The sequence below is a fragment of the Salipiger sp. genome (genome assembly GCF_059781815.1).
Genome location: NZ_JBYNAH010000063.1, coordinates 1 through 22,895, shown reverse-complemented (window position 1 = coordinate 22,895; position 22,895 = coordinate 1). Strand labels below are relative to the sequence as shown.

Here is a 22,895-nt window from a genome sequence, read left to right as displayed (position 1 = left end):
CATGACAGAAGCCAAGCGGCACTTCCGAGATCAATGCAAAATAAGTTGGCGATCCACCGCAGGACAAATATCGTTGAGGCCGTCGGAGACCTATTCCGTAGGGCTGCTCTGCGCGCCCGGTCTCCGCGCGCATTCGTGGAAGATGCGCTTCGTGCAGGTCTCGCAGATGCCGGGGTCAAGCTGAGGCACGATTTGTGCGATGGCGTCGCCCTTCGACAGGTGCAGCCGCTCACGGGTGAGTTGCCGCAGAACCTTCATCCGTCCAAGCTTGGTCAGGGTGCGCGGCGTCTTCACCTGCAAGTGCAGGTCGCCCCCCGCGCGCTGGCGGCGCTGCGCCTCGTCGAGGATCAGGTCGGCGCCGGCTAGGTCAATGTCGCCACCGCCCTTGACGATGAACAGCATGGTCTTCTGCATCGGCCGCTCGCGTTCCAGCCGTCGGAACTGACGGCGGATGAATTCGACGGAACCGAAGAAAAGCGGCCCGTCGAGCCGGCAGACCATGAGCTGCGGGCACTCGTCGAGGCCGTTGGGCGCCGCCGGCTTGAACACCCGTCCCGGCGTTGACGGGTCTGGCGCGCCTTGGCCAAGGAAAGGGCGCGCGGCGCCCCGGAGGTAGAACCCGAGCGACAGCAGCACCCCGGCATAGATCGCGGTCTCGAGGTCGATCAGCAGGACGGTGACGAAGGTCACCCCGGCGATGATCGTCTCGGTCGAGGACGACGACACGAGGTGGCGGATCTCACGCAGGTCGATCAGACGCCAGGCCACCAGCATGATAACCCCCGCGATCCCGGGGATGGGCACCACTGCAAAGGCCGGGGCGACCACCAGCAGGATCACGAAGAGAAAGCCCGCAGCAAAGATCGCCGACATCGGGGTTCGCGCGCCGGCGTCGTAGTTGATCCCCGAGCGCGTGAACGAGGCGGAACTCGGGTAGCAGCGGAACAGGCTGCCGACAATGTTCGAAGCGCCTTGAGCAAAGAACTCGCGGTTGCCGTCGATCAGCTGGCCGGAGCGAATTGCGAGCGCCCGCGAGACCGACAGCGCCTCGAGCAGCCCGACGATGGCGATGGCCATGGCGCCACCACCGAACCCACGGATGTCTGTCAGTCCGAGCTGGGGCAGGGCCATGCTCGGGACGATCTCGCCGAGCGGGCCGATGCTGGCGATCCCCGCCTCTGCGCCGCCAAGTGCAAGGCTCAGCGCGGTGGCGACCACCAGCGCGGCGAGGTAGTTGGGCCAAAGCGGCCGAAAACGCCGGATCACGAAGCCCACGGCAAAGGCCGCCAGGGCAATCACCGCCGGGCGCCAGTCGGCCACCGCCACGCCCTCGACAATGCCTTCGACAAAGGCCGCGAGATTGTCCGCCGAGGGCAGCGTCACCCCCAGCACATGCTGCACCTGGCTTAGCGCGATGAGGATCGCGGCCCCGGTGACAAAGCCGGTCATCACCGAATGCGAGACAAAATCCACCAGCGCCCCGAGCCGCGCGAGGCCGAAGGCAAACTGGATCAGCCCAACCATCAGGCACAGGGTCACGGCGGCGGCGATATATTCCGGCGAGCCGGGCACGTAGTGCCCCGAGAGCGTGGCGAAGAGCATGATCGACAGGGCCGTGGTCGGCCCCGAGACCGCCTGCCAGCTTGATCCGAACAGCGCCGCCACCAGCGTCGAGATCATCGCGGTGTAGAATCCGTATTCCGGCGGCAGCCCGGCGATGGCGGCGAAGGCCACGCCCTGCGGCAGCACCAGTGTCGCGCCGGTAAGCCCGGCGAGCAGGTCATGCCGCAGGGTCTCACGGCTCTGCATCCCCCACCAGTCGGGAACGAGGGCACCGGCGCGCGACCGCAGGGCGCGCGATATCTTGGCCTCGGGGTGCATCGGATCAGGCGCGCGCGACCGGGGCGGGCGCGGTCTCGCTGTGCGCGAGCTCGGCCTGCATCAGCTTCTCTAGCAGCGCCGCTTTGACCGGTGCCGCCGCCGGCGCCCGCCAGAGATTGTGCAGCTCGTTCGGATCGGTCTCGAGATCGTAGAGCTCGCCCCACTCCATCCCCTGAAACACCGAGATCCGGTAACGCGCGTCGCGCAGCGAATGCACGTTCGGACAAACACCGAGCCCGTCCATCTGAGCCTGATGGGCGTACTGGATCAACACTCCTTCGGGCGCGCTCTCTGCCGCCATCAGGTCGCGGCCCTGCATGCCCCAGGCCTGCTCGACGCGGGCGCGCTCGAGGATCGTCGCGCCGATGTCTAGCGTCTGGCCCATGCGCCCTGTCCGGGTGCCGCTCGGCCCCTCGGGATCACTCCAGACAAAGGGCACGCGGGTGATCTGCTCGTATTGCTCGGCACCCTTGAAGAGCAGCCGGTGATCGCCAAGATGATCGCCGTGATCCGAGGTGAAGAGCGTGACCGTCTTCTCGCCCCGACCGCTCTCGCTCAGGGTCTTCTGCACCCGGCCCACCGCATCGTCAATCATGGTGATCATGCCGCAGGTCAGCGCTTGTGCTTCCTGCGCTTCGCGCGCCGAGCAGCCGATGGCGTTCATGCCTTTCAGGTTCGCCGCGCCGCTTTCGCGGGCGCCATGCACGCCCGCGACGTGCGGCGGCGGGGTCCAGTCGTTGACGGTGAAGGCCGCCGGCACGGGCATGTCGTCGGGATCGTACATCTCCCAGTACTTGCCTGGCGGGTTGAACGGGTGGTGCGGGTCGGGCCAGCTCACCATCAGGAAAAACGGCTTGTCGCTGTCCTTGCGGGCCTCGAGCCAGACGCTTGCGCGCTCGGCGATGTAGGTGGTCGAGTAGAGCTCGGCCGGCACCGCCGTGCGAACCGACTGCGGGCAGCGATAGTCATGCGGGAGCTGGTTCTCGGCGCCCATCTTGTCGCCGATCTCGGGATCGTGTCCGAGTGCCCAGCGGGTATAGTCGCCGCCGATGTGGTCGCCGTGGCCGGTGACCAGCTCGACGTGATCGAAGCCGTAGAACGGCGTCGGAACCGCCGGCATCTCGCCGGACCAGAAATCCGGCTCCTCGACGTGGTAGACCGGGGCGGCGAAGTCGTTGCGCATCGCCTCGCGCAGGTCGCCATTGGCCTTGTGATAGCCGGGCCGACCCTCGGGAGGAACCTGCACCGGCGGGATACCGGTGAAGGTCTGCAGGTGGCTCTTGCCGATCAATGCTGTGTCGTAGCCCGCGTCGCGCAGCAGCTCGACAAAGGTCACATTGCGCTGCGACAGCGGGATGCCGTTGAAGCGGACACCGTGGCCCGAGGGCATCCGGCAGGTCATCAGGCTGGCCCGGTTCGGCATGCAGACGGGGCTTGCCACGTAAAACCGGTCGAAGGCTGTGCCTCGCGCCGCCATGGCGTCGATGTTTGGCGTCTTCACGATCGGATGCCCGTAGCAACCGAGATAGTCGGCGCGGTGCTGATCGGTGATGAACAGGATGAAGTTGGGACGATCGGTCATCAGATGGCCTCCGCAGGCGTGAGTTTGGAGCTGCGGCGCCACACCGCGAGGGCGACACCGAGCGCGAGGGCGGCAACGCCGGCGAGCACCACCGGCGACAGCAGCGTGGCGGCGCAGGCGAGGCGCAGCACGCGTTCCCAGACCGGCAGCGGTTGCTTGTCAAAGCCTATGAGGGCGCTCGAGGCGAGATACATCGCCACCAGGAGCGCGAGGTAGGAGAAGAGTTGGAACCCAAGCGACGCGGCAGCGGCGGCCTCGGTGCCCAGCAGCAGGGCGGGGTTGTAGACGAAGGCAAAGGGCACGAGAAAGATCATCGCGCCGATGCGCGTGGCCTCGACCGCGGTGCCGATGGGCTTGCCCTTCGATATCGACGCCGCCGCATAGGCCGCGATGGCCACGGGCGGCGTGATCACCGAGGCGACGCCGAAGAAGAACACGAACATATGCGCCGTGAGCAACTCCACGCCAAAGCCCGTGAGCGTCGGCCCCATCACCGCCACGATGGCGATATAGGCCGGCAGCGTCGGCATCCCCATGCCGAGCACGATGCAGCCCGCCGCCGCGATCAGGAGCGCCGCCATGAGCGAGCTGTTGGCCGCGTTCGACAGCAGCACCGCGAACTTGGTCGGCATGCCGGTTGCGTTCAGGGTCGAGACCACGATCCCCACCATGGCAATGGCGATGGCGAGCTGCGCAACGGTCTTGCCACCCTCGGCCAGCGCGTCGATCAGCTTCCACGGCGCGCGGCGGATCGCCGGGTTGATCAGGCTCATCGGGATCAGCAGCAGGATCGCGGCAATCGAAGCGCCTGCGGGCGACAGGCCGGAGACCAGCAGCCAGACGATCAAAGCGATCGGGCCGAAGACCAGCAGCATGTTGATCCAGTCCTGACCGTTCGGCGGCAGGATGTCCTTCTCGTCCTCCTCATTGGCGGAGATACCAAGCTTTTCGGCCTCGAAGAACACCGCGAGGAACAAGCTGCCGTAATAGGCGATGGCCGGGACCAGCACCGCGAGGATCACGGCGACATAGCTCACGCCGACGATATCAGCCATCACCAGCGCCGCGGCGCCCATGATCGGCGGCAGGATCTGTCCGCCGGTCGAGGCGGCGGCCTCGACGGCACCGGCGAAGTTGCCGGAAAAGCCGCGGCGGCGGATCATCGGGATGGTCACCACCCCGGTGCCGACCACGTTGGCCACGGCGCTGCCCGAGACGGTGCCGAATAGCGCCGAGGCCGAGATGGCCGCATAGGCCGGGCCACCGCGGAAGCGCCGCATCAGGTGGAACGAGATGCGGATCATCGAACCGCCCGCGCCACAGCCTTCGAGCACGGCGCCAAGGATGATGAAGGGCAGCACCGTCGACAGCACGATGCCCATGATATTTCCGAGAATGCCCTGGCTGGCGTCGTACCAGAGGTTCTGGGCAATGAACTCGTTCATGTCGCCGACGATGGTGTTGAAGATCCCCGGCCAGTAGGGTCCGGTAACGAGATAGCCGAATACGATGGCGCCGAGGATCGCGATCGGCGCGCCCCAGAGCCGCCAGCAAGCGATGATCGACAGCACGACCGGGATCACCGCGAGATAGGCCTCGCGCGCGGTGAAGAACATGAAGCTGTCCTTCAGGATCAGCGTCACGCGGTAATAATCGTAGGAGACCCAGCTCATCAGCCCCAGCGCCACCGCGTAGGCCACGAGGTGCACCGGCGTGAGCATGCCGTCGCGCTGCAGACGCGCCGCGTCCCAGATCAGGAAGCTGAGAAAGCACAGCCAGTAGAACAGCGGCCGGAACCAGTCGAGGGCGAAGGGCCCGATGCGCGGCAGAACGCCGTAGGTGGGAAGGACATTGGCCAGACCGGCCAGCGCGATCACCAGTCCGACGAACAGACCGGCCCGGTCCAGAGCCTTGGCTCCGTTAGAAGAAATGCGTGTCATGGGGTCTCCTCCTGCCGCGGCCCACCGGCGCCTTGCCGGTCCGTGGCGGTGCGCCCGGCCCCCGTGGTCAGGGGCCGGGCAAGGTCTCAGTCGGCCTTGAGGGCGTCCGGGATCTCGATGCCCATCTCGGCATAGTAGCGCGCGGCGCCGGGGTGCACGGGCATGTTCGCGCCGGCAAAGGGATCGCTCACGTCGATCCGCGCCAGAAGCGCGTTGGCCGCACTCATGGCATCCAGATTGTCGAAGAAGGACTTGGTCAGAGCATAGGCCGCGTCGTCCGACAGTTCCTTGTTGGCGCCCATCATCATCACGGTCACCATGATCGACTGGTCGGCATCCCCGTTGACCTGCCCCTGATAAGTGCCCGCGGGTACCACGTCGGTCCGCACCGCCTGATCTTCGAGATAGGCGGCCCAACCCTCGCCGGCGATGACTTCGTCCGAGACGCCGAGGATGCGGATCTCGCGCTGCAGGCTCAGCTCCTGCACCGATTGCTGCCCGACCGCGGCAGACATGATGAACATGTCGAACTGGCCATCCTGGAACGCCTGGCTCGAGGCTTCCCACGGAAGCCGGATGCCCTCGTAGTCGGTGCCGTCCTCCTTGCCGCCCGAGGCCTCGCGGATCATGCCGCGCGCCTGGTTCGCCGCAGCCCCCGCGGGTGGGCCGATATAGACGCGCTTGCCCTCGATGTCGTCCCAGCTCTCGATACCGCTGTCGGCCCAGACGATGGGATGGAACGAGCCGCCCGGGAAGGTGAAGAGCAGACGCATGTCGCCGGCGAAGGCCTGCGCCTGCTTGGCGGCGTTGGCATAGGGGCCGGCGCCGCGGGTCATCGCGCCGTAGGCTGGCGGCGGCACCACCGCAAGGTCGAGCTGGCCGGCGCCCACCTTCATGGCCGAGCGCGTCAGCGCCTGCCCGAGCGAGACCTGCAGATCATAGCCCGCGGCAGAGGTGAACTGGGCCCAAGTCTGCGGCACGATCCCCGTCAGCGAGGCGCTGCCGCCGCCCTCGACGCTGAGCGTCTCGGCAGATGCGGGCAGGCTCGCGCCGGCGATGGCGGTTGCGGCAGCCAGAACTTTCAGGGTGTGGAACATCGGCTCTCCTCCAAAGTGGATGTCTCTCCTCTGCCGACGGAGAGTATAACGTTTAAGAAAGAAAGACCTATTCCTTCTCCGCAAAGTCTATACCAATTCCGGCATGATTTGGCGGTTGCGACAGTCGCTCGCGCAGCATCCCGAGCAGCATCCGCGTGGCAGGGCCGTCGGTTGTGCCCGGCAGCGTCGTCAGCCCAACCGGGCCCTTGAGACCGGGATCACTGATCGGCAGCACCACCACATCGCCGCGGGTCCGGCCCTCTGCGACCAGCGCCTCAACGGTGACGGCGATATGGTTCGCGGCGCGGATCACCTTGTTGATGAAGCCGGCATCCAGAGTTTCGATGGCATAGTCCGGCGTCACGAACCCGCTCTTGGAGAGGAACCGGTCGAATTCCTGCCGGATGATCGTACCGGGAATCGGCACCAGCAGCGGATGGGTGAGGATCGTGGCAATGTCGGCCCGGGCACCCGGCTTGGCCAGCGGGTGATCCCGACCGACCGCGATCACGATGGATTCGTCGTAGAGATGCTGGAAGCTGAGGCCGTGCATGGTGACGGAATCCGCCAGCCGCCCGACCACCATGTCGAGCGCCCCCTGCCGCAGCCGCGACAGCAGGTCCGCGTTGGTACCCGAGACCACACGCACGGTGGAACGGGGATAGACGACCCGGAAATCCTCAATGATGTCTGGCAGGGTCAGGCCGCAAACATTCGGCAGCGCCCCGATCCGCAGCACTTCGCGCGTGCCGCCATCGTCCTGTGTCGCCTGCAGGCCCTCGGTCAAAAGTGCCATCGCCGCTTCGGCGGATTCGAGCAGTCTTCTCCCGTGCAGCGTTAGGAACGCACCGCGCTGCGAGCGGTCGAAGAGAATGGTGTCGAGCGTCGCCTCGAGTTCCCGGATCGAGCGCGAGACGGCGGGCTGGGTCAATCCCAGCGCCTCCGCTGCCGCAACGAAGCTGCCCTGTCGAGCGACCTCGATGAAGCAGCGGATTTGCCGGAAACGGACCTTGGCCAGAAGACGTGTCGGGTTTTCGATGGCGCGCCCTCCCTTGGCGGTTTCGTCTGATCTAAAGGCTCTCCCGTCACATTGCCAACTGCCCGACAATGTCCATACCTTCGCAGAGGCAGGCTCTCGGCCGCCTGCCGCCTCCCGAAGACCGCTTTGCGCCTCGTGTTGCGGTTTGGTCTCTCGCCGACCGCATGAGCGGGCACAGCGCCCCGAAACGCGGGCTCGCCGGAGAACGGAGCGACGCGCCCGCCAAGCTCGGCATTGCGGCCGGCGGCGTGGAGCCGCAAGGTAAGCCTGTCGCAAACTCACCTCGGTTCAAGGCAGCACCACGTGGCCCAACCGGCCCCATCCTCTCGCGCGCCCTTGCGCAACCTTCCGAACAGATCGACGTTGTGCCCGACGAGCGAGCGGAACGCGCATGACCGAATGGATTGATCTCATGGAGCGTTACGAGGCGCTCATCTCGCTTGCGATGATCGCAGGTCTCTTCGCGCTGTTCATGCTCGAGCTCTACCCGCCGGTAGTCCCCGCGGCCGGGCTCGGGGCGCTCTTCGTGGCGCTCGGCTTCGTGAGCCCCGGCGAGCTCCTGTCGGTGTTCTCCAACCCAGCCCCGCTGACCATCGGCGCGATGTTTGTGCTGTCCGGCGCGCTAGTGCGGACCGGGGTGCTCGAGGCTGTCTCGAACACGGTCATCGCGCAGGCACAAGACCGCCCCGCGCTTGCACTTTCGGTGGTCCTCGGCGTTACCCTGGTCGCCTCGGGCTTCGTCAACAACACGCCGGTGGTGCTGGTGCTGATCCCGGTGGTGATCCGCCTGGCCTCTGCGCTCGGCAAATCCGCAACCCGGCTCCTGATCCCCCTGAGCTATGTCGCCATCCTCGGCGGGACCTGCACGCTGATCGGCACCTCGACCAACCTTCTGGTCGATGGTGTCGCGCGTGGTCAGGGGCTGGAGCCGTTCGGCATCTTTGAGATCACCCCGGTGGGGACCCTCGTGTCTATCGCCGGCGGTACGACCCTCGCGATCCTCGGGCGCTGGCTGCTTCCCGACCGCGAGGCCAGCACCCCCGACCAGATGCTGGGCGAGACCACCTTCCTGTGTGAAGCGGTACTGGCCGATGACAGCCATGCCGGGAAGGCGCTGGCCGATGTCGGCGCGTTCAACCGCGGCGGCATCAAGGTCACCGGCCTGCGCCGCAAGGGCCGCGCCCTGCCCGGGCCGCTCGCGGAACAGGCGCTCGAGACCGGCGACACGATCATCTTCCGCGCGCCCACATCGGAGTTGATGATCATGCGCACGATGAACGAACGCGACACCGCACCGATCCTAGCCGCGCTGGACCCGGAGCGCGCTCGGTCGATCAGCGGCCGGACGACATCAGGCTGTAATCGCGCACCGTTTGCGCGTCACGCCACGGCCGCAGCAGCCGCGGAGCCGGCGCCTCGAATGTCATCCGGCCCGCCTTCATCCCCCAAAGCGGTCTCCCGATCTCTGCCACGGTTGCCGCGCCCGAGCTGCCCGGCAGCAGCACAAAGTCGGCAGGCGTGCCCTCGGCGATGCGCGCGTCGCGGCCCAGGAGGCGGAAAGGCTCGGCGCTGATCATCGCGAAGCAGGCCGACAGCTCCTGCCCGGTGCCCAGCTGCGCCACGTTCGCGAAGAGGTTCGCCATGCGTGGCAGCGAACAGTCGCCGTAGGGGGTGAACGGGTTCAGCACGTTGTTCGTCGCAACCGTGCAGCAGACGCCGCCCGCATGAAACCTGTGCGCCGGCGCGACACCGCGCGGCACGGCGTGGTCATGGTCGCGCCCGGTGATGAAGAGGTCCGTCGCGGGCAGCACGGTCAGCGCGATGCCCGCTTCCTTCATCAGCGCGATGCTCTCCGCCAGCCTCTTGGGCGACAGCATCGACAGTTTGGTCACGTGGCCGATGGCCACCCGTCCCTGCATCCCGTGCGCGATGGTCTGCCGCGCGACCTCGTCGAGATGGCGCCAGCTTGTGTCGAGGTCGAAATCGAGATGGAAATCGAGATCGACATCATACTCCCGTGCCATGCCGAAGACCCGGGCGATGTGCCCCTCTGGGTCGGTGTCGGTATAGGGACAGCCCCCCAGCAGATCGGCACCCGCGTCGAGCGCGGCCCGCAGCAACGGCTCGGCGCCGGGATAGTTCAGCAGACCCTCCTGCGGAAAGACGCAGATCTGCAGGTCGAGCGCCCAGGCGTAGTCGGCCTTGAGCTGCCGGATCGCCTCGAACCCGGCAAGCCCGATGACCGGGTCGATCTCCACATGGGTGCGGATGAGCGTCGTGCCCTGCCCGATCGCCGCGTCGAGCACCCGCGCCCCGCGGGCATACACATCAGACGCGGTGAAGTCGCGCTTGGCCGCCGTGACGGCCTCGAGCGCGCCCTTGAGCGTGCCGGACCGGTTCTGCGCGCGGTCCAGGATGCAGGCTTTGTCGAGATGCAGGTGGCTGTCGGCGAACCCACGGATGAGCAGGCCGCCAGCGGCGTCGAGACAGGGCGCGTCCGAGCCGATCTGCGGGGCGATCCCGGTGATCAGCCCGTCCCTCACTGCGATGTCGACCGGCGCGGCCCCGTCCGCGATACGGGCTTGGCGGACGACGAGATCGGGGGTCATTGCGCTGCCTCGGCACTTTCGCCCTGCCCGAGATAGGCGTCGATCAGGGCCTTGTCCGCGCGCAGCTCCTCGGCCGGGCCTTCCGCCACGATGCGCCCCTGCTCCAGCACGTAGCCGCGGTCGGCCACCGCCAGCGCCAGCGTCGCCATCTGGTCCACCAGCAGGATGGTCATGCCGTCGTCGCGCAGCTCGGCGAGGATGGCGTAGAGCTCCTCGGTCATCGCGGGGGCAAGGCCCAGCGACGGCTCGTCGAGCAGCAGCAGCTTCGGCTTCGCCATGAGGCCGCGCGCGATCGCCATCATCTGCTGCTCGCCGCCCGAGAGCAGCCCGGCGGGCGTGTCGAGCCGGTCGCGCAGGCGGGGGAAGCGGCGCAGGATCGCCTCGAGTTCCTCGGGGCCGGGACGCTGCTTGCGGCGGTAGGCGCCGAGCTCGATGTTCTGGGCCACGGTGAGGTCGGGAAAGACCTGACGCCCTTCGGGGACCAGCGCCAGACCGTGCTCGACGATGTGGTGCGGTGGCAGACCATGGATCGAGGCGTCGTGCATGATGATCTTGCCGCCCGTGGGCTGGACCAGCCCCGCGACGGTGCGCAGGAAGGTCGACTTGCCCGCGCCGTTGGCGCCCAGAAGGGCCACCAGCTCGCCCTGCCCAACGCGGATGCGCAGCCCCTGCAGCACGTCGGCGGCGCCGTAGCCGGCGGTGAGCGCGCTGGTGATCAGCGCGTCCATCGCGCCCGGCTGATGCGCCAGCTTGCGCGGCGGGGCCGAGAGCGTGCCCTCGCCGAGATAGGCGGCGATGACCTTCTCGTTGGCACGGATGCGGTCCGGCGTGTCGAAGGCGATGGGCTGGCCGGCGTCGAGCGCGAGGATGCGGTCGGAAATGCCCATGACCATGTCCATGTCGTGCTCGACCAGCACCACGGCGATGCCGATGTCCGCAAGCCGGCGCAGCAGCGCGGCAAGCGCCATCTTGTCGCCGTGCATCAGCCCGGCGGCAGGCTCGTCGAGCAGCAGCACGTGCGGACGCATGGCCAGCGCGCGCGCGATCTCGACAAGGCGCCGGTCCACGTGCGGCAGGTCGGCGGCGGGGGTCTCGGGGTCTCCGGTGTAGCCCACCAGGGCCAGCAGCCCGCGCGCGGCGGCGCGGTGCTCCGGGGTGGTCAGCGTGGCGAAGGGCGCTCCGAAGTGCCCACGCGGGAACCCGGCGATGACGTTCTCCTCGGCGGAGAGGCTGCCGAAGAGCCGCGTTGCCTGGAAGGTCCGCGCCACCCCGAGCCGGGCGGTGTCATGCAGCGACCAGCCGGCGATCTCGGTGTCGCGGGTGCGGATCGTGCCGGTGCCCGGGACGTAGAACCCCGAGATCATGTTGAGCAGCGTCGTCTTGCCGGCGCCGTTGGGGCCGATGATCGAGGTCACCTCGCCCGGGGCGGCGGTGAAGCTGGCATCGACCACGGCGCGTACCCCACCGAAGGTGATCCCGAGACCGCTCACCTGCAGCCCCTGCGGATCCGCCGGGGTGATGGTCTGAAGCATCGCCTCCGGCGACACGGCATCAACCGCGTGCCGGCGGCGCGGAAGCACGCGCGCGACGAGGCCGACCACCCCCTGCGGCGCCAGCAGCAGGACGGCCACCAGCAGCGCGCCGAAGAACAGCAGCCGGTATTCCGCCAGCCCTGCCAGCACCTCGGGCAGGAAGACAACCACGGCGGCCCCGACCAGCGGGCCGAGCACCGTCCCCGCCCCGCCGAGGATGACGGCGAAGAGGAACAGGATGGATTGCGAAAGCATGAAGTTGCTCGGCGCGATGAACTGCATGAGCTGCGCGAAGAGCCCGCCGGCGAGCCCCGCCGCCGCCGCCGCCACGGCAAAGGCCGCGAGCTTGGTCCGGAACGGATTGAAGCCGAGCGCTCCGGCGGCGATCTCCTGGTCGCGCAGGGCGACCATCGCCATGCCCCAGCCGCTGACCGCGACGCGGCGGTAGGCCAGAAGCAGCGCCCCGGCGAGCACGATGGCCAGCATGACCAACTCCTTCTCGCCGAAGGTGATCCCGGCGATGCTGGGGGCGTCGAAGCCCATCAGGCCGTTCTGGCCGCCGGTCAGCCCGCGCCATTCGATCACGAGGTGTTCGATGATGAAGGCGAAGGCGATCGTCACCATCGCCAGGAACGGCCCCGCCATGCGCACCGCCGGAACTGCCAGCAAACAGCCCACCGCCGCGCTGACCGCGGTGGCCAGCGGCAGGGCGAGCCAGAAGCTCAGGCCGGCCTGCAGCGCGATGGCATAGGCATAGGCGCCGATGGCAAGGAAGCCGACCTGCCCGAGCGACACGAGGCCGGTCAACCCGAAGAGCAGGTTGAGCCCGGTGCCGAGGATCGTCCAGATCGCCACCAGCCCGATGACGAAGAGCGTATAGCCCCCCACCACGTTGAGCAGCGCCAGCGCGCCGCATGTCAGGGCGACCAGCGCGATGTCCATGATGCGGGCGTCGGTCAGGCCGGTGCGGGATGCGGAGGGTTTGGTCGTCATGGCTCAGACCTTCTTGAGCTTGGCGGCGCCGAACAGCCCGCCCGGTTTCACCGCCAGCACGGCGATCAGCAGGGCGAAGACGACGATGTATGTCCAGGAGGACCCGAGGAACGAGGTCGTCATGCCCTCGACCAGGCCATAGAGGAAGCCGGCGATCATCACGCCCCAGGCCGAGGTCATGCCCCCGAGGATGGCCACCGCGAAGGCCTTGATGCCAAAGAGCGTGCCCATGTCGGAATGCACCGAGAACAGCGGCGCGATCAGCAGCCCCGCCGCGCCTGCCAGCATCGACGACAGCGCGAAGCTGCCGGAGATCATGGCTGTGGTGTTGATGCCCATGAGCCGCGCCGCCTCGGGGTTCTGCACCACGGCCAGGAGCGCCCTGCCCTGCCGCGTGCGGCGGAACAGGATCTGCAGCCCGAAGGCCAGCGCGATGGCCACCACCGGGATCAGCAGCTGCAGCGGATAGATCCCGGTGCCGAGGATCTGCCAGCTGGTCCCGACCAGCGGCGACGGCAGGCTGCGTGGCTCGTTCCCGAAGGTGAAGAGCACGGCGTTGTCGAGCAGGATGCCCCCTGCGACGGTGGACATCAGCCAGCCCTCGTTGCCGCGGATGGCGAAGGGACGGATCAGGCACAGTTCCACCAGCATGCCCATGAGCGCACAGCCCAGCAGCGCCAGCGGGTAGCCGATCCAGACCGGCAGGCCCCAGCGCACCGTCAGCACATAGCCCAGCACCGCGCCGAGCATGACCATGGAGCCTTGCGCGAAGTTCACGCGAGAGCAGACGGAATAGGTGATCTGGAAGCCGAGGGCGATCAGCCCGTACATGGCTCCGAGACCCAGCCCTGTAAGGACGGCGGCGACGAAAAGGGACATTCCGGCTCTCCACGGAAAAGGGGGGAGGAAGGGCGGCGCCCCCGGCACGCATTGGCCGGAGGCGCCCGTTTCAGACCTTGCCGCGGATCACTCCTCGAGCGGGATGATCTCGCCCTCGACGAAATGCGCGAAGATGTAGTCGTCCGGGCCGAGCGCATCCTGGTTGTCGGGCGAGAACGGCTGGTCGTAGGTCTTGATCACGCCCTCGACGCCACTGATGCCGTACATCGCCTCGCGGATCGCCGGACCCTCGGTGCTGCCCGCCGCCTCGATGGCCGCCGCGATCAGCAGCGTGGCGTCATAGGCGTTGGCGATGCCCGTGGCCGGGGTCACATCGGCGAGGCTCTGGATCTCGGGATACTTGTCCTGAAGCTTCTGGAACATCGGGTGCTCTTCCGAGGTGAAGAGGAAGGTCTGGATGAAGTGGACCTTCTCGCCGCTGGGACCCGCCAGCTCGGTGAAGCGGCCACCCGACGGGCCCCAGTGCGAGGCCACGGGCACGTCCCAGCCCATCCGGTCGAGCGACTTCACCACCTGCGCCGAAGGACCGACATTGCCGACGAGGAACAGGCCGTCCGCGCCGTTCTCGCGCAGGCGGGTGAGCTGCGGCACCACATCCACGTCGTTGCTCTCGAATTTCTCGATGCCGGCGTGTTCCATGCCGCGCGCCTCGAGCGCCTTGGTCAGCCCGTCCTCGTTCGACTCGCCCCAGGGGTTGTTGATGAGGATCATGCCCGGCTTCTCCGAGCCGTACTCGCTGACGAGATACTCGGTGATGGCCTCGTCGACATACTCGTCCACTGCCGAAACGCGGAAGACGTAGTTCTCCTCGGCACCGTTCACGGTGATGCCCGTGCCCGCGGCCCAGGGTCCGACAAAGGGCACCTTCGCCTGGTTGGCAAAGGGCACGATCGCCATCGAGACCGGCGTATCGAGGCCGCCCATCAGCACGGCCACCTCCTCGCGCTGCACCAGCTCGCGCGCGGCGACCATGCCGGTGCCGGGATTGGCCTCGTCGTCGCGGCTGACCAGCTCCAGGGGCCGGCCGAGCACGCCGCCCTTGGCGTTGATCTCGTCCATGGCCATCTCGATGCCGCGGGTGATCGCCTCGCCGGACTTGGCGGACTGGCCGCTGAGCGCGGCGACAAGGCCGATCTTGATCGGCTCTTCCTGCGCCGACGCCGGCAGGCTTGCCAGCATCGTAAGAGCGGTGGCGCCGGCGAGGGCCGCGCGGCGGGTGAAGGTGGATCGTGTGGGCATGAAGGCCTCCGGCTGTCGGTGTGACGGTCTTTGTTGTGTCGTCTTCGTGCTCTCATAACCGCCCGGAGCTCCTGCCCCGTCAAAGCGCCCGGGCAAAAAACACCCCGGAAATCCGCTTTCCGGGATCGCCTGCACATTCCGCAGGCAAATCGCATGCAATTTTTGTATGAAATGATCGCAGACAGGTTCCCCGGGCTGCGAATCATGCCAGCCTGAGCCGCATCAACACGAAAGGGATCTCCATGACGGCCACGCTCGCGCTCGACTACGACACGCTGCCCCCCGAGGCGCAGATCGTCCACGACTACCTCGAAGCTTCAATGGTCCCCGACCCCGAACGTGCCGCCACCTACATGGCCGAGGAGGTGACGATCACCTTCACCGGCGGCCGGGTCTACCATCACCCGTCGGGTCCGGCCGGCTTCAACGCGATGCGCTACGCCTGGGTGAAGAAGGACATGCGCCAGTTCGACGTGGCGCAGGGGGCCGAGGGCGTGGTGGTCTATTCCACCGGGTATCTTTACGGCGAGTGGCCCGGTGGCACCCCGTTCGAAGGCAACCGCTACGTCGACCGCTTCGTGGTCGAGAACGGCAAGATCGTGAAGATGGATGTCTGGAACGACAGCGCCGAGCGCATCCTGACCGCGCGCGGCATCGAGGCCTGATGCCCCTGCCCTCCAGGCGCGGCACGCGGCCTGCGGATCAGCCCGGGTCGCGCACGCCAGAGGCGTAGGGCTCGAGCGCGTCGAGATAGGAGAAGCCGTTCTTGCCGCCGGTGTCGAACTGCGCCCGCGACGAGACGGAATCGAGATGGGCCCGTGCGATGGCGCGGGCCCTGTCCACGTCGCCGTCCTGCAGTGCCGAGAGAATGTCGCGGTGCTCCTGGATGCCGCAGTTGCTCGAATGCGGGCGCGAGTATTGCGACAGGGTCAGGCCGCAGCGATAGCTGAGCTCCTTGACATAGCGGAACAGGACCGGGCTTCCCGTCAGCTCCGCCATCAGGATGTGGAACTCGGTCGCCAGCCGGATTGACAGCGGCTCGGGACCGCCGAGCGCCGCTTCCTCGCGGGCGATGTGCCCGGCCAGCCGGCTGCGCTGCTCCTCGGTCAGACCGGAGGCGAGCCGGGTGATCACCAGGTCCTCGGTGTGGGTGCGCAGTTCAAAGAGATCGCGCGCCTCCTCAAGGCTTGGAGTTGCGACGGCGGCCCCCCGGTTGTGGCGCAGTTCCACCAGCCCCTCGGCGGCGAGCCGCTCCAGCGCCTGCCGGATGATGGTGCGGCTGGCACCGAAGCGCTCGCCGAGGGAATCCTCCGGCAGCTTCATTCCCGGCAGCAGCGCGCGTTCGAGGATGGCCGACCGAAGAGCCCCGCAGATCAGCTCAGATCGGTTCTGCTGTACCGCGCCGCGTGCCATGATCCATCATCCTGCGCCTTGTTGCGATCGTTCAGTGTTGGCACGGGCGAGAGACAAGCTCAACTCCCCTGCCCGCCATTCTCGTCGTCGAAGGCTCCCGGCGACAGCTCTTGCCAGAATGCCACGATGGCGTCTGCGTTCAGCGCCGACATCCAGCCGTGCCGTTCGAAGTCGTCGCGCTGTGCGCCGACGAGCCGGCCCATGAACAGCCGCTTGTCTGCATCCCGCTGGGTCGGTGTTCGGGCCTGCGACAGCTCGCGCACCCCCGCGAGCCGCTACCCGCTGCTGCGCATCCGGGGATCGACGTGTGGATCTACGAGCTGCCCACCGATGCTCAAGTCAAGGCGCTGCTGGCCGCCGAGATCGACGCCGCTTTCCTGCTCGCCCCGGCGGCGGATGACGCGCTGGAGGTGCGAGAGTTTCACTCCGAGCAGATGCGCCAAGCGGTGCCTACGAGCCATCCGCATTTGAAATCGCTCGATCTCGGGCCGATGCCGCTCTCGGCCATCGCGGGCGAGACCTTCATCATCCCGCCGCGGTCAGAAGACCCCGGTGTGCATGACGAGATCATTCGCGCCTGCGCGGTTTCGGGATTCCGGCCCAAAGTGAAGGATTGCACGGAGGAACAAACCTGCCTGTGCCTCGTCGAGGCGGGCAAAGTCGGGCCCGAAACGCCGGCCAGACCCCGTAAAAAAACCGCGACGCGCGCTTGAGCCCGCAAGAAAGTGGCCTGCTTTTAAGCCGCCCCGTGGCCGGGTTTTGCTCCGCCGTTGACACCTCTCGGAATTCGTCCGGAAAAGCGCTGTCGAAGCTCTGAAGCGCGCGGCGTCGCCGAATGCGCATCTTATAATCCTGACCGTAAACGTGGTGACAATGCTTCGCAGCTTAAGCCGTAGCAATGCGCTGTCTGCTGATGCAGTCTTTCGGGAAATGACAGGTTCTGCAGAAGGCGCAGATCTCCCTTCAAAGGCGTCCAATGCTCCAGTCCAGACTTTCCCGATACATCGATGCCGTGGCGAGGCATGGTTCGGTTCGGAAGGCCTCCGAGGCCCTCAACATCGCCCCTTCGGCTGTAAACAGGCAAATCCTCGAATTTGAGCGCGCCCTCGGCATGCCCCTGTTCGACCGCCTGCCCCGTGGCATGAAGCTCACCAGTGCCGGAGAGGTGGTCATCAGCCATATTCGTCGCATGGACGGCGAATTGACGCTCATGGATGCTCACTTGCGCGATCTGCGCGGCCTGCAATCTGGCAGGGTTCGCTTGGTCGCTGCATCCGGGCTGATGTCATCGTTCCTGGCACGAACGGTGGCGAAGTTCTGCGACGCGCACCCGCTCATTGACCTGAAGATCGATACCCTCCCCTCGGACGAAATCGTCCGCACCGTCGGCGCGGGAGACGCAGACCTTGGCTTGAGCTTCGATCTGCCGAGAGACCCCGAACTGATCACGCTTGCGAGCATGCATCAGCCTCTCGGCGTGGTCATGCGACCGGACCACCCTCTAGCAAGGCGCCCGGCGCTGAGATTGAGCGACTGCGTCGACGAGCGTTTGGTCCTGCCCCCATCGGGTGCCGGCATCCGGGTGCTGTTGGACGTCGCGTTCGGAGAAACGCGCATCGATCCGAATGTCATCGTGGAATCAAACTCGGTGGAGCTTCGCAAGGCTCTCGTGCGCGAAGGCGCGGCGATCACGATCCTGGCCGCGGTCGACCTGATAGGCGACGTGGAGGAAGGCGTCTTGTCTCACGTTCCCCTCGCAGATCCCCATGTTCCGGGGCAAACCCTTAAGCTTGTCAGCCGTGCCAGAGGCACGCTCGAACCCCTGCAGGCAAAGCTTGCGGAGGCATTGCGGAGGGCCTTTGCTGAGATTGGCGCGGAAGTGTAGCCTTATTGTGTACGCTTATCTCGAATCTTTGCGCTTTTAACGTTCACTTGCGTCGTCATGCTGGTCCCATCGCCGCTCTCATCGCGGATACACGCCAGTCAGGAGATCAAGAATGCGTACAAGCCTCATCGCCCTTCTCGCCGCTGTTTCGGCAGCCCCAGTAATGGCAGACGAGTGGCCGAACCAGACCATCCGCATCGTGGTCGGGTTCACACCGGGCGGGTCGAGCGATCTCGTCGCACGCCTTCTCGCGCCGCTCGTCAGCGAAGAGCTCGGCGCAGAAGTCATCGTGGAAAACATGCCTGGCGCAGCGTCGACCATCGGAGCAGCGAAAGTCGCCGAGGCAGACGCTGACGGCTACACCTTCTTCCTTTCCAATGTCTCTGCAAACGGCATCGCGCCGTTTACCTATCCGTCGCTTGGATATGACCCCGTGGCTGACTTTGACGACGTCACAATCCTCGGCTACATCCCCGCAGTTCTATTGGCCTCCAACAATGCGCCCGCGGCAACCCTCGAGGAACTTGTCGCGGATGCAAAAGGCAGCGCGGATCCGGTGCTCTTCGGGTCCGGCGGGCATGGCACGATGAACCATGTCAGCGGTGAACTCCTAAGCATGTCCGCAGGGCTCAATATGGAGCATATCGCTTACAAGGGTTCGGCAGAAGCGATGAACGATCTTCTCGCGGGAGTGATCGACTACCAGTTCGACGCGCTCACGCAGAACGTCGGCCAGATCGAGGCCGGTGCCATCAAGGCCCTCGCAATCACTACCCCGGAGCGCTCTCCCGCGGCGCCGGACATCCCAACCTTCGCGGAGCTGGGTCTTGAGGACGTTGTCGCCTTCAACTGGGTTGGCCTTGCGGCACCTGCGGGGACTCCGGACGAGATCCTCGAACGCTTCTACGACGCCACGCACAAAGCGATGCAGGACGACGAGATCAAGGATCAATTCGCGACCTGGGGCATGTTCCATGTCGGGAGTACCCCCGAAGAGGCCGAGGATTTCGTGAGCGATGAAGTCGCAAAATGGGGCAAGGTCGTCGGTAGCGCGCCGGTGTTCAACTGATGAAACGCATTTCCTTCATCATGAACGGTCGGCACAACGACCGCGGTTTCGTTCAAGAAGGCTATGAAGGCGTTCTTGCAGCCCGTGAGCTCCACGGCTTCGACCTCGAGATCATCGAATTCACCAGGGGTGGTTGCGATGCGCTTCGCGATGAAGTCGAAGCCGCCGTTAAGCGAGGAACCGACGGTGTGATCGTCCACGGCAGCCGGGCCGACGGCGCACTCGACGAGGTCGCTGGCGCGCATCCGGATTGCGCGTTTCTGTCGCCCGGCGGGCGCGCCGATGGGCCGAACGTCTGGAACTATGCCATCCGGCATTTCGAGGCCGCCTACCTTGCCGGCATCCTCGCAGGAAGCATGACGAAGACCGGCATCGTCGGCCATCTGTCCGGCGTGTTCATTTCTCCCGGCAAAAAGGGCCGGGCGGCTTACGTCGATGGTGTTCAGGCAGTCAATCCGGAGGCCCGGGTCGTTACCGGTTTCTGCGGAAATCAGGATGATCCCGAATTGGCCAGACGCTGGATCGACGCCGAGGCAAAGGCGGGTGCCGACATCATCTTCACGATGCTCAACTACGGCCGGTCCGGGGCAATCGAAGGCTGCAGGGATGCGGGCATCAAGCAGATCGGAAACATTCGCGACTGGTGCAGCGAGGAGCCCGATGTCTTCATCGGCTCCGCCCTGTCCCGGCATGGCTGGTCCATCCGTGCTTGGATCGCGGATATGCTGGAGGGTAAGCTGCAGCCGGGACGCAACCTGCATCCGGGCCTCGAAGACCCTTCTGCCGTCGGGCTGAGCCTTGGGGCGGCTGTACCGCAGACCGTCCGGGATCAGATCGAGGACGCCCGCGAGGCCATCGTCGCGGGTCGCCGCAGCATTCTCACCACTTATGATGGTCCGGAGTTCACGCCGGGCAGCGTCATGGACACCGCCTGAGGACCAAAATGGCAGAGCGCAGAGAGAAGATAGACCTCATTTGTGGTATCACCGTCGCGGCACTGGGACTTTTTGCGCTCTGCTCGGCCCTAGCCTGGGACTTCGGCTCCATGCGCCGGATCGGCCCCGGCGTCTTTCCAGCTCTCACCGGGCTGGTTCTTGTCGGGCTTGGGATTGCCATCGCCTTCTTCGAAACAAGGGACCTGAAGGAGGAAGGGGCCCCGCGATCGAACCTGCGCGGCTTCCTTCTCGTGGTCGCCGGGCTGGTCGCCTTCACGGCCCTGATCGATACGGCGGGTATGGTCCCGGCGATCTGGGCCGCGGTCTTCCTCTCCTCCTACGCAGACCCGGCTGCGCGGCTGCGCGACACCCTCATTGTCGCAGTCGTGATGACGGTCATCGCCCTCGGTCTTTTCGTGCACCTTCTGGGCTTTCAAGCCCGCGCCTTCGGATCATATTGATGCTTGAGAACCTCGCTCTCGGATTTTCGGTCGCTCTTTCCTTCTGGGGCGTGCTCTATTGCCTGCTCGGCGTCTTCCTCGGCACGGTAGTCGGGGTCCTGCCCGGCCTTGGCGTCATGGCGACGCTCGCAATCCTGATGCCGATCACCTTTCACCTCGAGACCGTCTACGCTCTCATCATGCTATCGGGCATCTATTACGGTGCAGCGTATGGCGGATCGACCGCGTCGATCCTTCTGAACCTGCCGGGGACCGCAAACACGGCGATCACCTGCCTCGATGGCTATCCCATGGCCAAGAAGGGGCGCGCGGGCGTCGCACTGATGATGACAGCCATAGCCTCCTTCGTCGGGAGCGTCCTTGGCCTTCTTATCCTGGCCTTCTTCGCGCCGCTCCTTGCTGGTATCGCGCTCAACTTCGGCTCGCCTGAATATTTCACATTGATGCTCCTCGGCCTTCTGGCGGCGGGGATGCTATCGCAAGGATCACACCTTCGTTCGACGGCCTCGATCTTCATCGGCCTATTTCTCGGCATCGTAGGAACCGACATCAGCACCGGCGTGCAGCGCTTCACGTTTGGCCAGCCCGAGCTCTATGCAGGGCTCCCCCTCGTGGCAATTTCGCTTGGCCTGTTCGGCCTACCCGAGGTCATCGCGAATGCTGGCCGCAAGGACAACGCGGGTTTTGGCGGCGACGGAATCACGATGCGCTCGATGTTACCGACACGAGAGGACATGCGGCGCTCGGTGAAGCCGATGCTCCGCGGGAGTGCCATCGGATCCTTCTTCGGAGCCTTGCCGGGAACCGGAAGCCTGATCGCTGCCTTCGCGTCCTATGTCATCGAGAAGAAGGTCCACCGCACGCCAGCTATCTTCGGCCGGGGCGCCATTGAAGGGATCACAGGGCCTGAGTCAGCCAACAATGCCGCAACGCAGACCGCGTTCATTCCGACGCTCACCCTTGGCGTTCCTGGTGACGCGATCATGGCGATGATGCTTGGCGTGATGCTGATCCATGGTGTCGCTCCCGGTCCCCGCCTGATTGCGGAGCAACCGGATCTGTTCTGGGGGCTGATGGCGAGCTTTCTGATCGGCAACCTCCTCTTGGTGATCCTGAACATTCCACTCATCGGTCTCTGGATCAGACTGCTGCGAATTCCGTATCACATGCTGTTTCCCGCAATTCTCATCTTCATCTGCCTTGGGGTCTACAGTGTGAACTACGCCGTGGTGGATCTCGTGCTGGTCATGCTTTTTGGAGTGGTCGGATATGGGATGACCCTCCTCCGCCTCGAGCCAGCACCGCTTATCCTTGGTCTCGTTCTTGGTCCCATGATGGAGGATAACCTGCGCCGTACGCTGATGATCTTCCGCGGCGACGTTGGGGCAATTCTCGACCGCCCGCTTTCCGTCGGCTTTCTCACATGCAGCCTTCTGATCGTGTGTTGGGGCCTTGTTGGTCCTCGGTTGCAGAAGAAAAGAGCCGCGCCCGGACTGTGAGCCAAGGCCGCCTATGCAAGCCGAGTTGTTCCGCGGTTCCGACGATACATGTCAAGCTCCGTCGAGCGGCTGATCGTCGCGCACACGGGCGATCACGACGCTCTTCTCCGGCGCTGCGAGAAGCTGTGAGTCAGATAAGAGGCGATTATGTAAATAATAAAAGCCCCCTGAGAGGCAGCAAAAGGCTCTGACCCGCAATGATGTCGGCCCAGAAAAGAGGTCGAGAGACGGCGAAATCGCACCGGACCGGTCTCGGCCCCGCAAACCTGACCGCACTGCTTTGTTCACTCTGGCACTCTTCGGGACCGCCACAATCGCGAAAGTCCTGTCGTCACATCAGATGCGCGACCTCCGGTGCCGCCACGAAGCGCCACTTGCGCAGCGGGCCGGCCATCACGTTGAGATAGTACATCTCGAACCCGTGCGGCGCGCCGCAGGGATGATGGCCGCGCGGCACACAGACCACGTCGTGATCATGCACCGCCATGGTCTCGTTGAGCTGCAGATCGTCGGTATAGACGCGCTGGATGCCGAACCCGTCCGCCGGGTTGAGCCGGTGGTAGTAGGTCTCTTCGAGATAGGTGATGCGCGGGAAATCGTCTTCGTCATGGCGATGCGAGGGGTAGCTCGACCAGTTGCCCGCCGGGGTGAAGACCTCGGTGACCAGCAGGCTGTCGCAGTAATCCTCGTTCTCCATCGCGATGTTGTTGATGAAGCGCGTGTTGCAGCCCTCGCCGCGCTGGGTGAGCGTGATCCCCTCCGGCCCGATCCGTCGCGCCGCGTGGCCGCCACGGCCGGGCGCCGAGCAGACCGCGATGGTG

Annotated in this window: 18 protein-coding genes and 2 pseudogenes; 8 read left to right on the top strand and 12 right to left on the bottom strand. The window is 65.9% G+C overall.

The window, feature by feature from the left end; all coding sequences use genetic code 11:
• Positions 1-90: 90 nt before the first annotated feature.
• The 5 genes from AC6RA4_RS09595 to AC6RA4_RS09575 all read right to left on the bottom strand — a co-directional run bounded on the left by AC6RA4_RS09595 (position 91) and on the right by AC6RA4_RS09575 (position 7,821).
• Positions 91-1,809, bottom strand: coding sequence for a SulP family inorganic anion transporter (locus AC6RA4_RS09595; RefSeq protein WP_500159735.1), 1,719 nt, complete (start codon positions 1,807-1,809; stop codon positions 91-93).
• 76 nt (positions 1,810-1,885) lie between these two features.
• A complete protein-coding gene (locus tag AC6RA4_RS09590) occupies positions 1,886-3,463 on the bottom strand; it encodes a sulfatase family protein (RefSeq protein WP_500159733.1) in 1,578 nt (525 codons plus the stop codon).
• A complete protein-coding gene (locus tag AC6RA4_RS09585; RefSeq protein WP_500159731.1) occupies positions 3,463-5,403 on the bottom strand; it encodes a TRAP transporter permease in 1,941 nt (646 codons plus the stop codon). The genes AC6RA4_RS09590 and AC6RA4_RS09585 overlap by 1 nt, the downstream gene beginning before the upstream one ends.
• An 86-nt stretch (positions 5,404-5,489) precedes the next feature.
• Entirely contained in the window at positions 5,490-6,500 is a 1,011-nt protein-coding gene (locus AC6RA4_RS09580) for a TAXI family TRAP transporter solute-binding subunit (RefSeq protein ID WP_500159728.1), read from the bottom strand.
• A 67-nt stretch (positions 6,501-6,567) separates the two neighbouring features.
• Positions 6,568-7,821: a LysR substrate-binding domain-containing protein gene (locus AC6RA4_RS09575; RefSeq protein ID WP_500159726.1), complete on the bottom strand. Its 1,254-nt coding sequence runs from the start codon at positions 7,819-7,821 to the stop codon at positions 6,568-6,570.
• Between the two features lie 109 nt (positions 7,822-7,930).
• Between AC6RA4_RS09575 and AC6RA4_RS09570 the strand changes: the two are divergent.
• Positions 7,931-8,686: pseudogene (locus tag AC6RA4_RS09570) on the top strand (SLC13 family permease); the annotation flags it as partial.
• Positions 8,687-8,873: 187 nt separating this feature from the next.
• Here AC6RA4_RS09570 and AC6RA4_RS09565 read toward each other — a convergent pair.
• From AC6RA4_RS09565 to AC6RA4_RS09550, 4 genes are all read right to left on the bottom strand, one after another.
• Positions 8,874-10,148: an amidohydrolase family protein gene (locus AC6RA4_RS09565; protein ID WP_500159724.1), complete on the bottom strand. Its 1,275-nt coding sequence runs from the start codon at positions 10,146-10,148 to the stop codon at positions 8,874-8,876.
• Entirely contained in the window at positions 10,145-12,673 is a 2,529-nt protein-coding gene (locus tag AC6RA4_RS09560) for a branched-chain amino acid ABC transporter ATP-binding protein/permease (protein ID WP_500159722.1), read from the bottom strand. The genes AC6RA4_RS09565 and AC6RA4_RS09560 overlap by 4 nt, the downstream gene beginning before the upstream one ends.
• A 3-nt stretch (positions 12,674-12,676) precedes the next feature.
• Positions 12,677-13,552, bottom strand: coding sequence for a branched-chain amino acid ABC transporter permease (locus tag AC6RA4_RS09555; protein ID WP_500159720.1), 876 nt, complete (start codon positions 13,550-13,552; stop codon positions 12,677-12,679).
• 87 nt (positions 13,553-13,639) lie between these two features.
• Positions 13,640-14,812, bottom strand: a complete 1,173-nt coding sequence (locus AC6RA4_RS09550; protein ID WP_500159718.1) for an ABC transporter substrate-binding protein — start codon at positions 14,810-14,812, stop codon at positions 13,640-13,642.
• Positions 14,813-15,054: 242 nt separating this feature from the next.
• Here AC6RA4_RS09550 and AC6RA4_RS09545 point away from each other — a divergent pair, with 242 nt between their 5' ends.
• Complete coding sequence (locus AC6RA4_RS09545) at positions 15,055-15,477, top strand: nuclear transport factor 2 family protein (RefSeq protein WP_500159716.1); 423 nt, start codon at positions 15,055-15,057, stop codon at positions 15,475-15,477.
• 37 nt (positions 15,478-15,514) lie between these two features.
• On the opposite strand, the gene AC6RA4_RS09540 is transcribed toward AC6RA4_RS09545, so the two are convergent.
• Both AC6RA4_RS09540 and AC6RA4_RS09535 read right to left on the bottom strand, forming a co-directional pair.
• Positions 15,515-16,225: a GntR family transcriptional regulator gene (locus AC6RA4_RS09540; protein ID WP_500159714.1), complete on the bottom strand. Its 711-nt coding sequence runs from the start codon at positions 16,223-16,225 to the stop codon at positions 15,515-15,517.
• A 59-nt stretch (positions 16,226-16,284) separates the two neighbouring features.
• A pseudogene (locus AC6RA4_RS09535) lies at positions 16,285-16,500 on the bottom strand (replication initiation protein); the annotation flags it as partial.
• Here AC6RA4_RS09535 and AC6RA4_RS09530 point away from each other — a divergent pair.
• The 6 genes from AC6RA4_RS09530 to AC6RA4_RS09505 all read left to right on the top strand — a co-directional run bounded on the left by AC6RA4_RS09530 (position 16,405) and on the right by AC6RA4_RS09505 (position 22,074).
• Entirely contained in the window at positions 16,405-16,938 is a 534-nt protein-coding gene (locus tag AC6RA4_RS09530) for a LysR family substrate-binding domain-containing protein (protein ID WP_500159737.1), read from the top strand. The pseudogene AC6RA4_RS09535 and the gene AC6RA4_RS09530 sit on opposite strands and share 96 nt — an antisense overlap.
• A gap of 263 nt (positions 16,939-17,201) precedes the next feature.
• Positions 17,202-18,110 carry a LysR family transcriptional regulator gene (locus tag AC6RA4_RS09525; protein ID WP_500159712.1) on the top strand — a complete coding sequence of 303 codons (909 nt, stop codon included), beginning with the start codon at positions 17,202-17,204 and terminating at the stop codon, positions 18,108-18,110.
• 112 nt (positions 18,111-18,222) lie between these two features.
• The gene (locus tag AC6RA4_RS09520) at positions 18,223-19,179 is read left to right on the top strand and encodes a Bug family tripartite tricarboxylate transporter substrate binding protein (RefSeq protein ID WP_500159710.1); all 957 of its coding nucleotides are present in this window, start codon (positions 18,223-18,225) and stop codon (positions 19,177-19,179) included.
• Positions 19,179-20,114 (top strand): BMP family protein, encoded by a 936-nt coding sequence (locus tag AC6RA4_RS09515; RefSeq protein ID WP_500159708.1) that lies wholly within the window; start codon positions 19,179-19,181, stop codon positions 20,112-20,114. Before AC6RA4_RS09520 ends, AC6RA4_RS09515 begins: the two co-directional genes overlap by 1 nt.
• Before the next feature lie 8 nt (positions 20,115-20,122).
• A complete protein-coding gene (locus AC6RA4_RS09510) occupies positions 20,123-20,575 on the top strand; it encodes a tripartite tricarboxylate transporter TctB family protein (protein WP_500159706.1) in 453 nt (150 codons plus the stop codon).
• Positions 20,575-22,074 (top strand): tripartite tricarboxylate transporter permease, encoded by a 1,500-nt coding sequence (locus tag AC6RA4_RS09505; RefSeq protein ID WP_500159704.1) that lies wholly within the window; start codon positions 20,575-20,577, stop codon positions 22,072-22,074. Before AC6RA4_RS09510 ends, AC6RA4_RS09505 begins: the two co-directional genes overlap by 1 nt.
• 331 nt (positions 22,075-22,405) lie before the next feature.
• Here the strand turns inward: AC6RA4_RS09505 and iolB are convergent.
• Positions 22,406-22,895, bottom strand: a 490-nt coding sequence (iolB, locus tag AC6RA4_RS09500) for a 5-deoxy-glucuronate isomerase (protein WP_500159702.1), incomplete at its 5' end; no start/stop codon positions are given.

Coding starts and splice junctions, on each gene's coding strand:
- AC6RA4_RS09515 (WP_500159708.1), top strand. CDS start 19,179: ATGAAACGCATTTCCTTCATCATGAACGGTCGGCACAACGACCGCGGT.
- AC6RA4_RS09545 (WP_500159716.1), top strand. CDS start 15,055: ATGACGGCCACGCTCGCGCTCGACTACGACACGCTGCCCCCCGAGGCG.
- AC6RA4_RS09555 (WP_500159720.1), bottom strand. CDS start 13,552: ATGTCCCTTTTCGTCGCCGCCGTCCTTACAGGGCTGGGTCTCGGAGCC.
- AC6RA4_RS09565 (WP_500159724.1), bottom strand. CDS start 10,148: ATGACCCCCGATCTCGTCGTCCGCCAAGCCCGTATCGCGGACGGGGCC.
- AC6RA4_RS09550 (WP_500159718.1), bottom strand. CDS start 14,812: ATGCCCACACGATCCACCTTCACCCGCCGCGCGGCCCTCGCCGGCGCC.
- AC6RA4_RS09590 (WP_500159733.1), bottom strand. CDS start 3,463: ATGACCGATCGTCCCAACTTCATCCTGTTCATCACCGATCAGCACCGC.
- AC6RA4_RS09540 (WP_500159714.1), bottom strand. CDS start 16,225: ATGGCACGCGGCGCGGTACAGCAGAACCGATCTGAGCTGATCTGCGGG.
- AC6RA4_RS09585 (WP_500159731.1), bottom strand. CDS start 5,403: ATGACACGCATTTCTTCTAACGGAGCCAAGGCTCTGGACCGGGCCGGT.
- AC6RA4_RS09580 (WP_500159728.1), bottom strand. CDS start 6,500: ATGTTCCACACCCTGAAAGTTCTGGCTGCCGCAACCGCCATCGCCGGC.
- AC6RA4_RS09525 (WP_500159712.1), top strand. CDS start 17,202: ATGCTCCAGTCCAGACTTTCCCGATACATCGATGCCGTGGCGAGGCAT.
- AC6RA4_RS09520 (WP_500159710.1), top strand. CDS start 18,223: ATGCGTACAAGCCTCATCGCCCTTCTCGCCGCTGTTTCGGCAGCCCCA.
- AC6RA4_RS09505 (WP_500159704.1), top strand. CDS start 20,575: ATGCTTGAGAACCTCGCTCTCGGATTTTCGGTCGCTCTTTCCTTCTGG.
- AC6RA4_RS09510 (WP_500159706.1), top strand. CDS start 20,123: ATGGCAGAGCGCAGAGAGAAGATAGACCTCATTTGTGGTATCACCGTC.
- AC6RA4_RS09560 (WP_500159722.1), bottom strand. CDS start 12,673: ATGACGACCAAACCCTCCGCATCCCGCACCGGCCTGACCGACGCCCGC.
- AC6RA4_RS09595 (WP_500159735.1), bottom strand. CDS start 1,809: ATGCAGAGCCGTGAGACCCTGCGGCATGACCTGCTCGCCGGGCTTACC.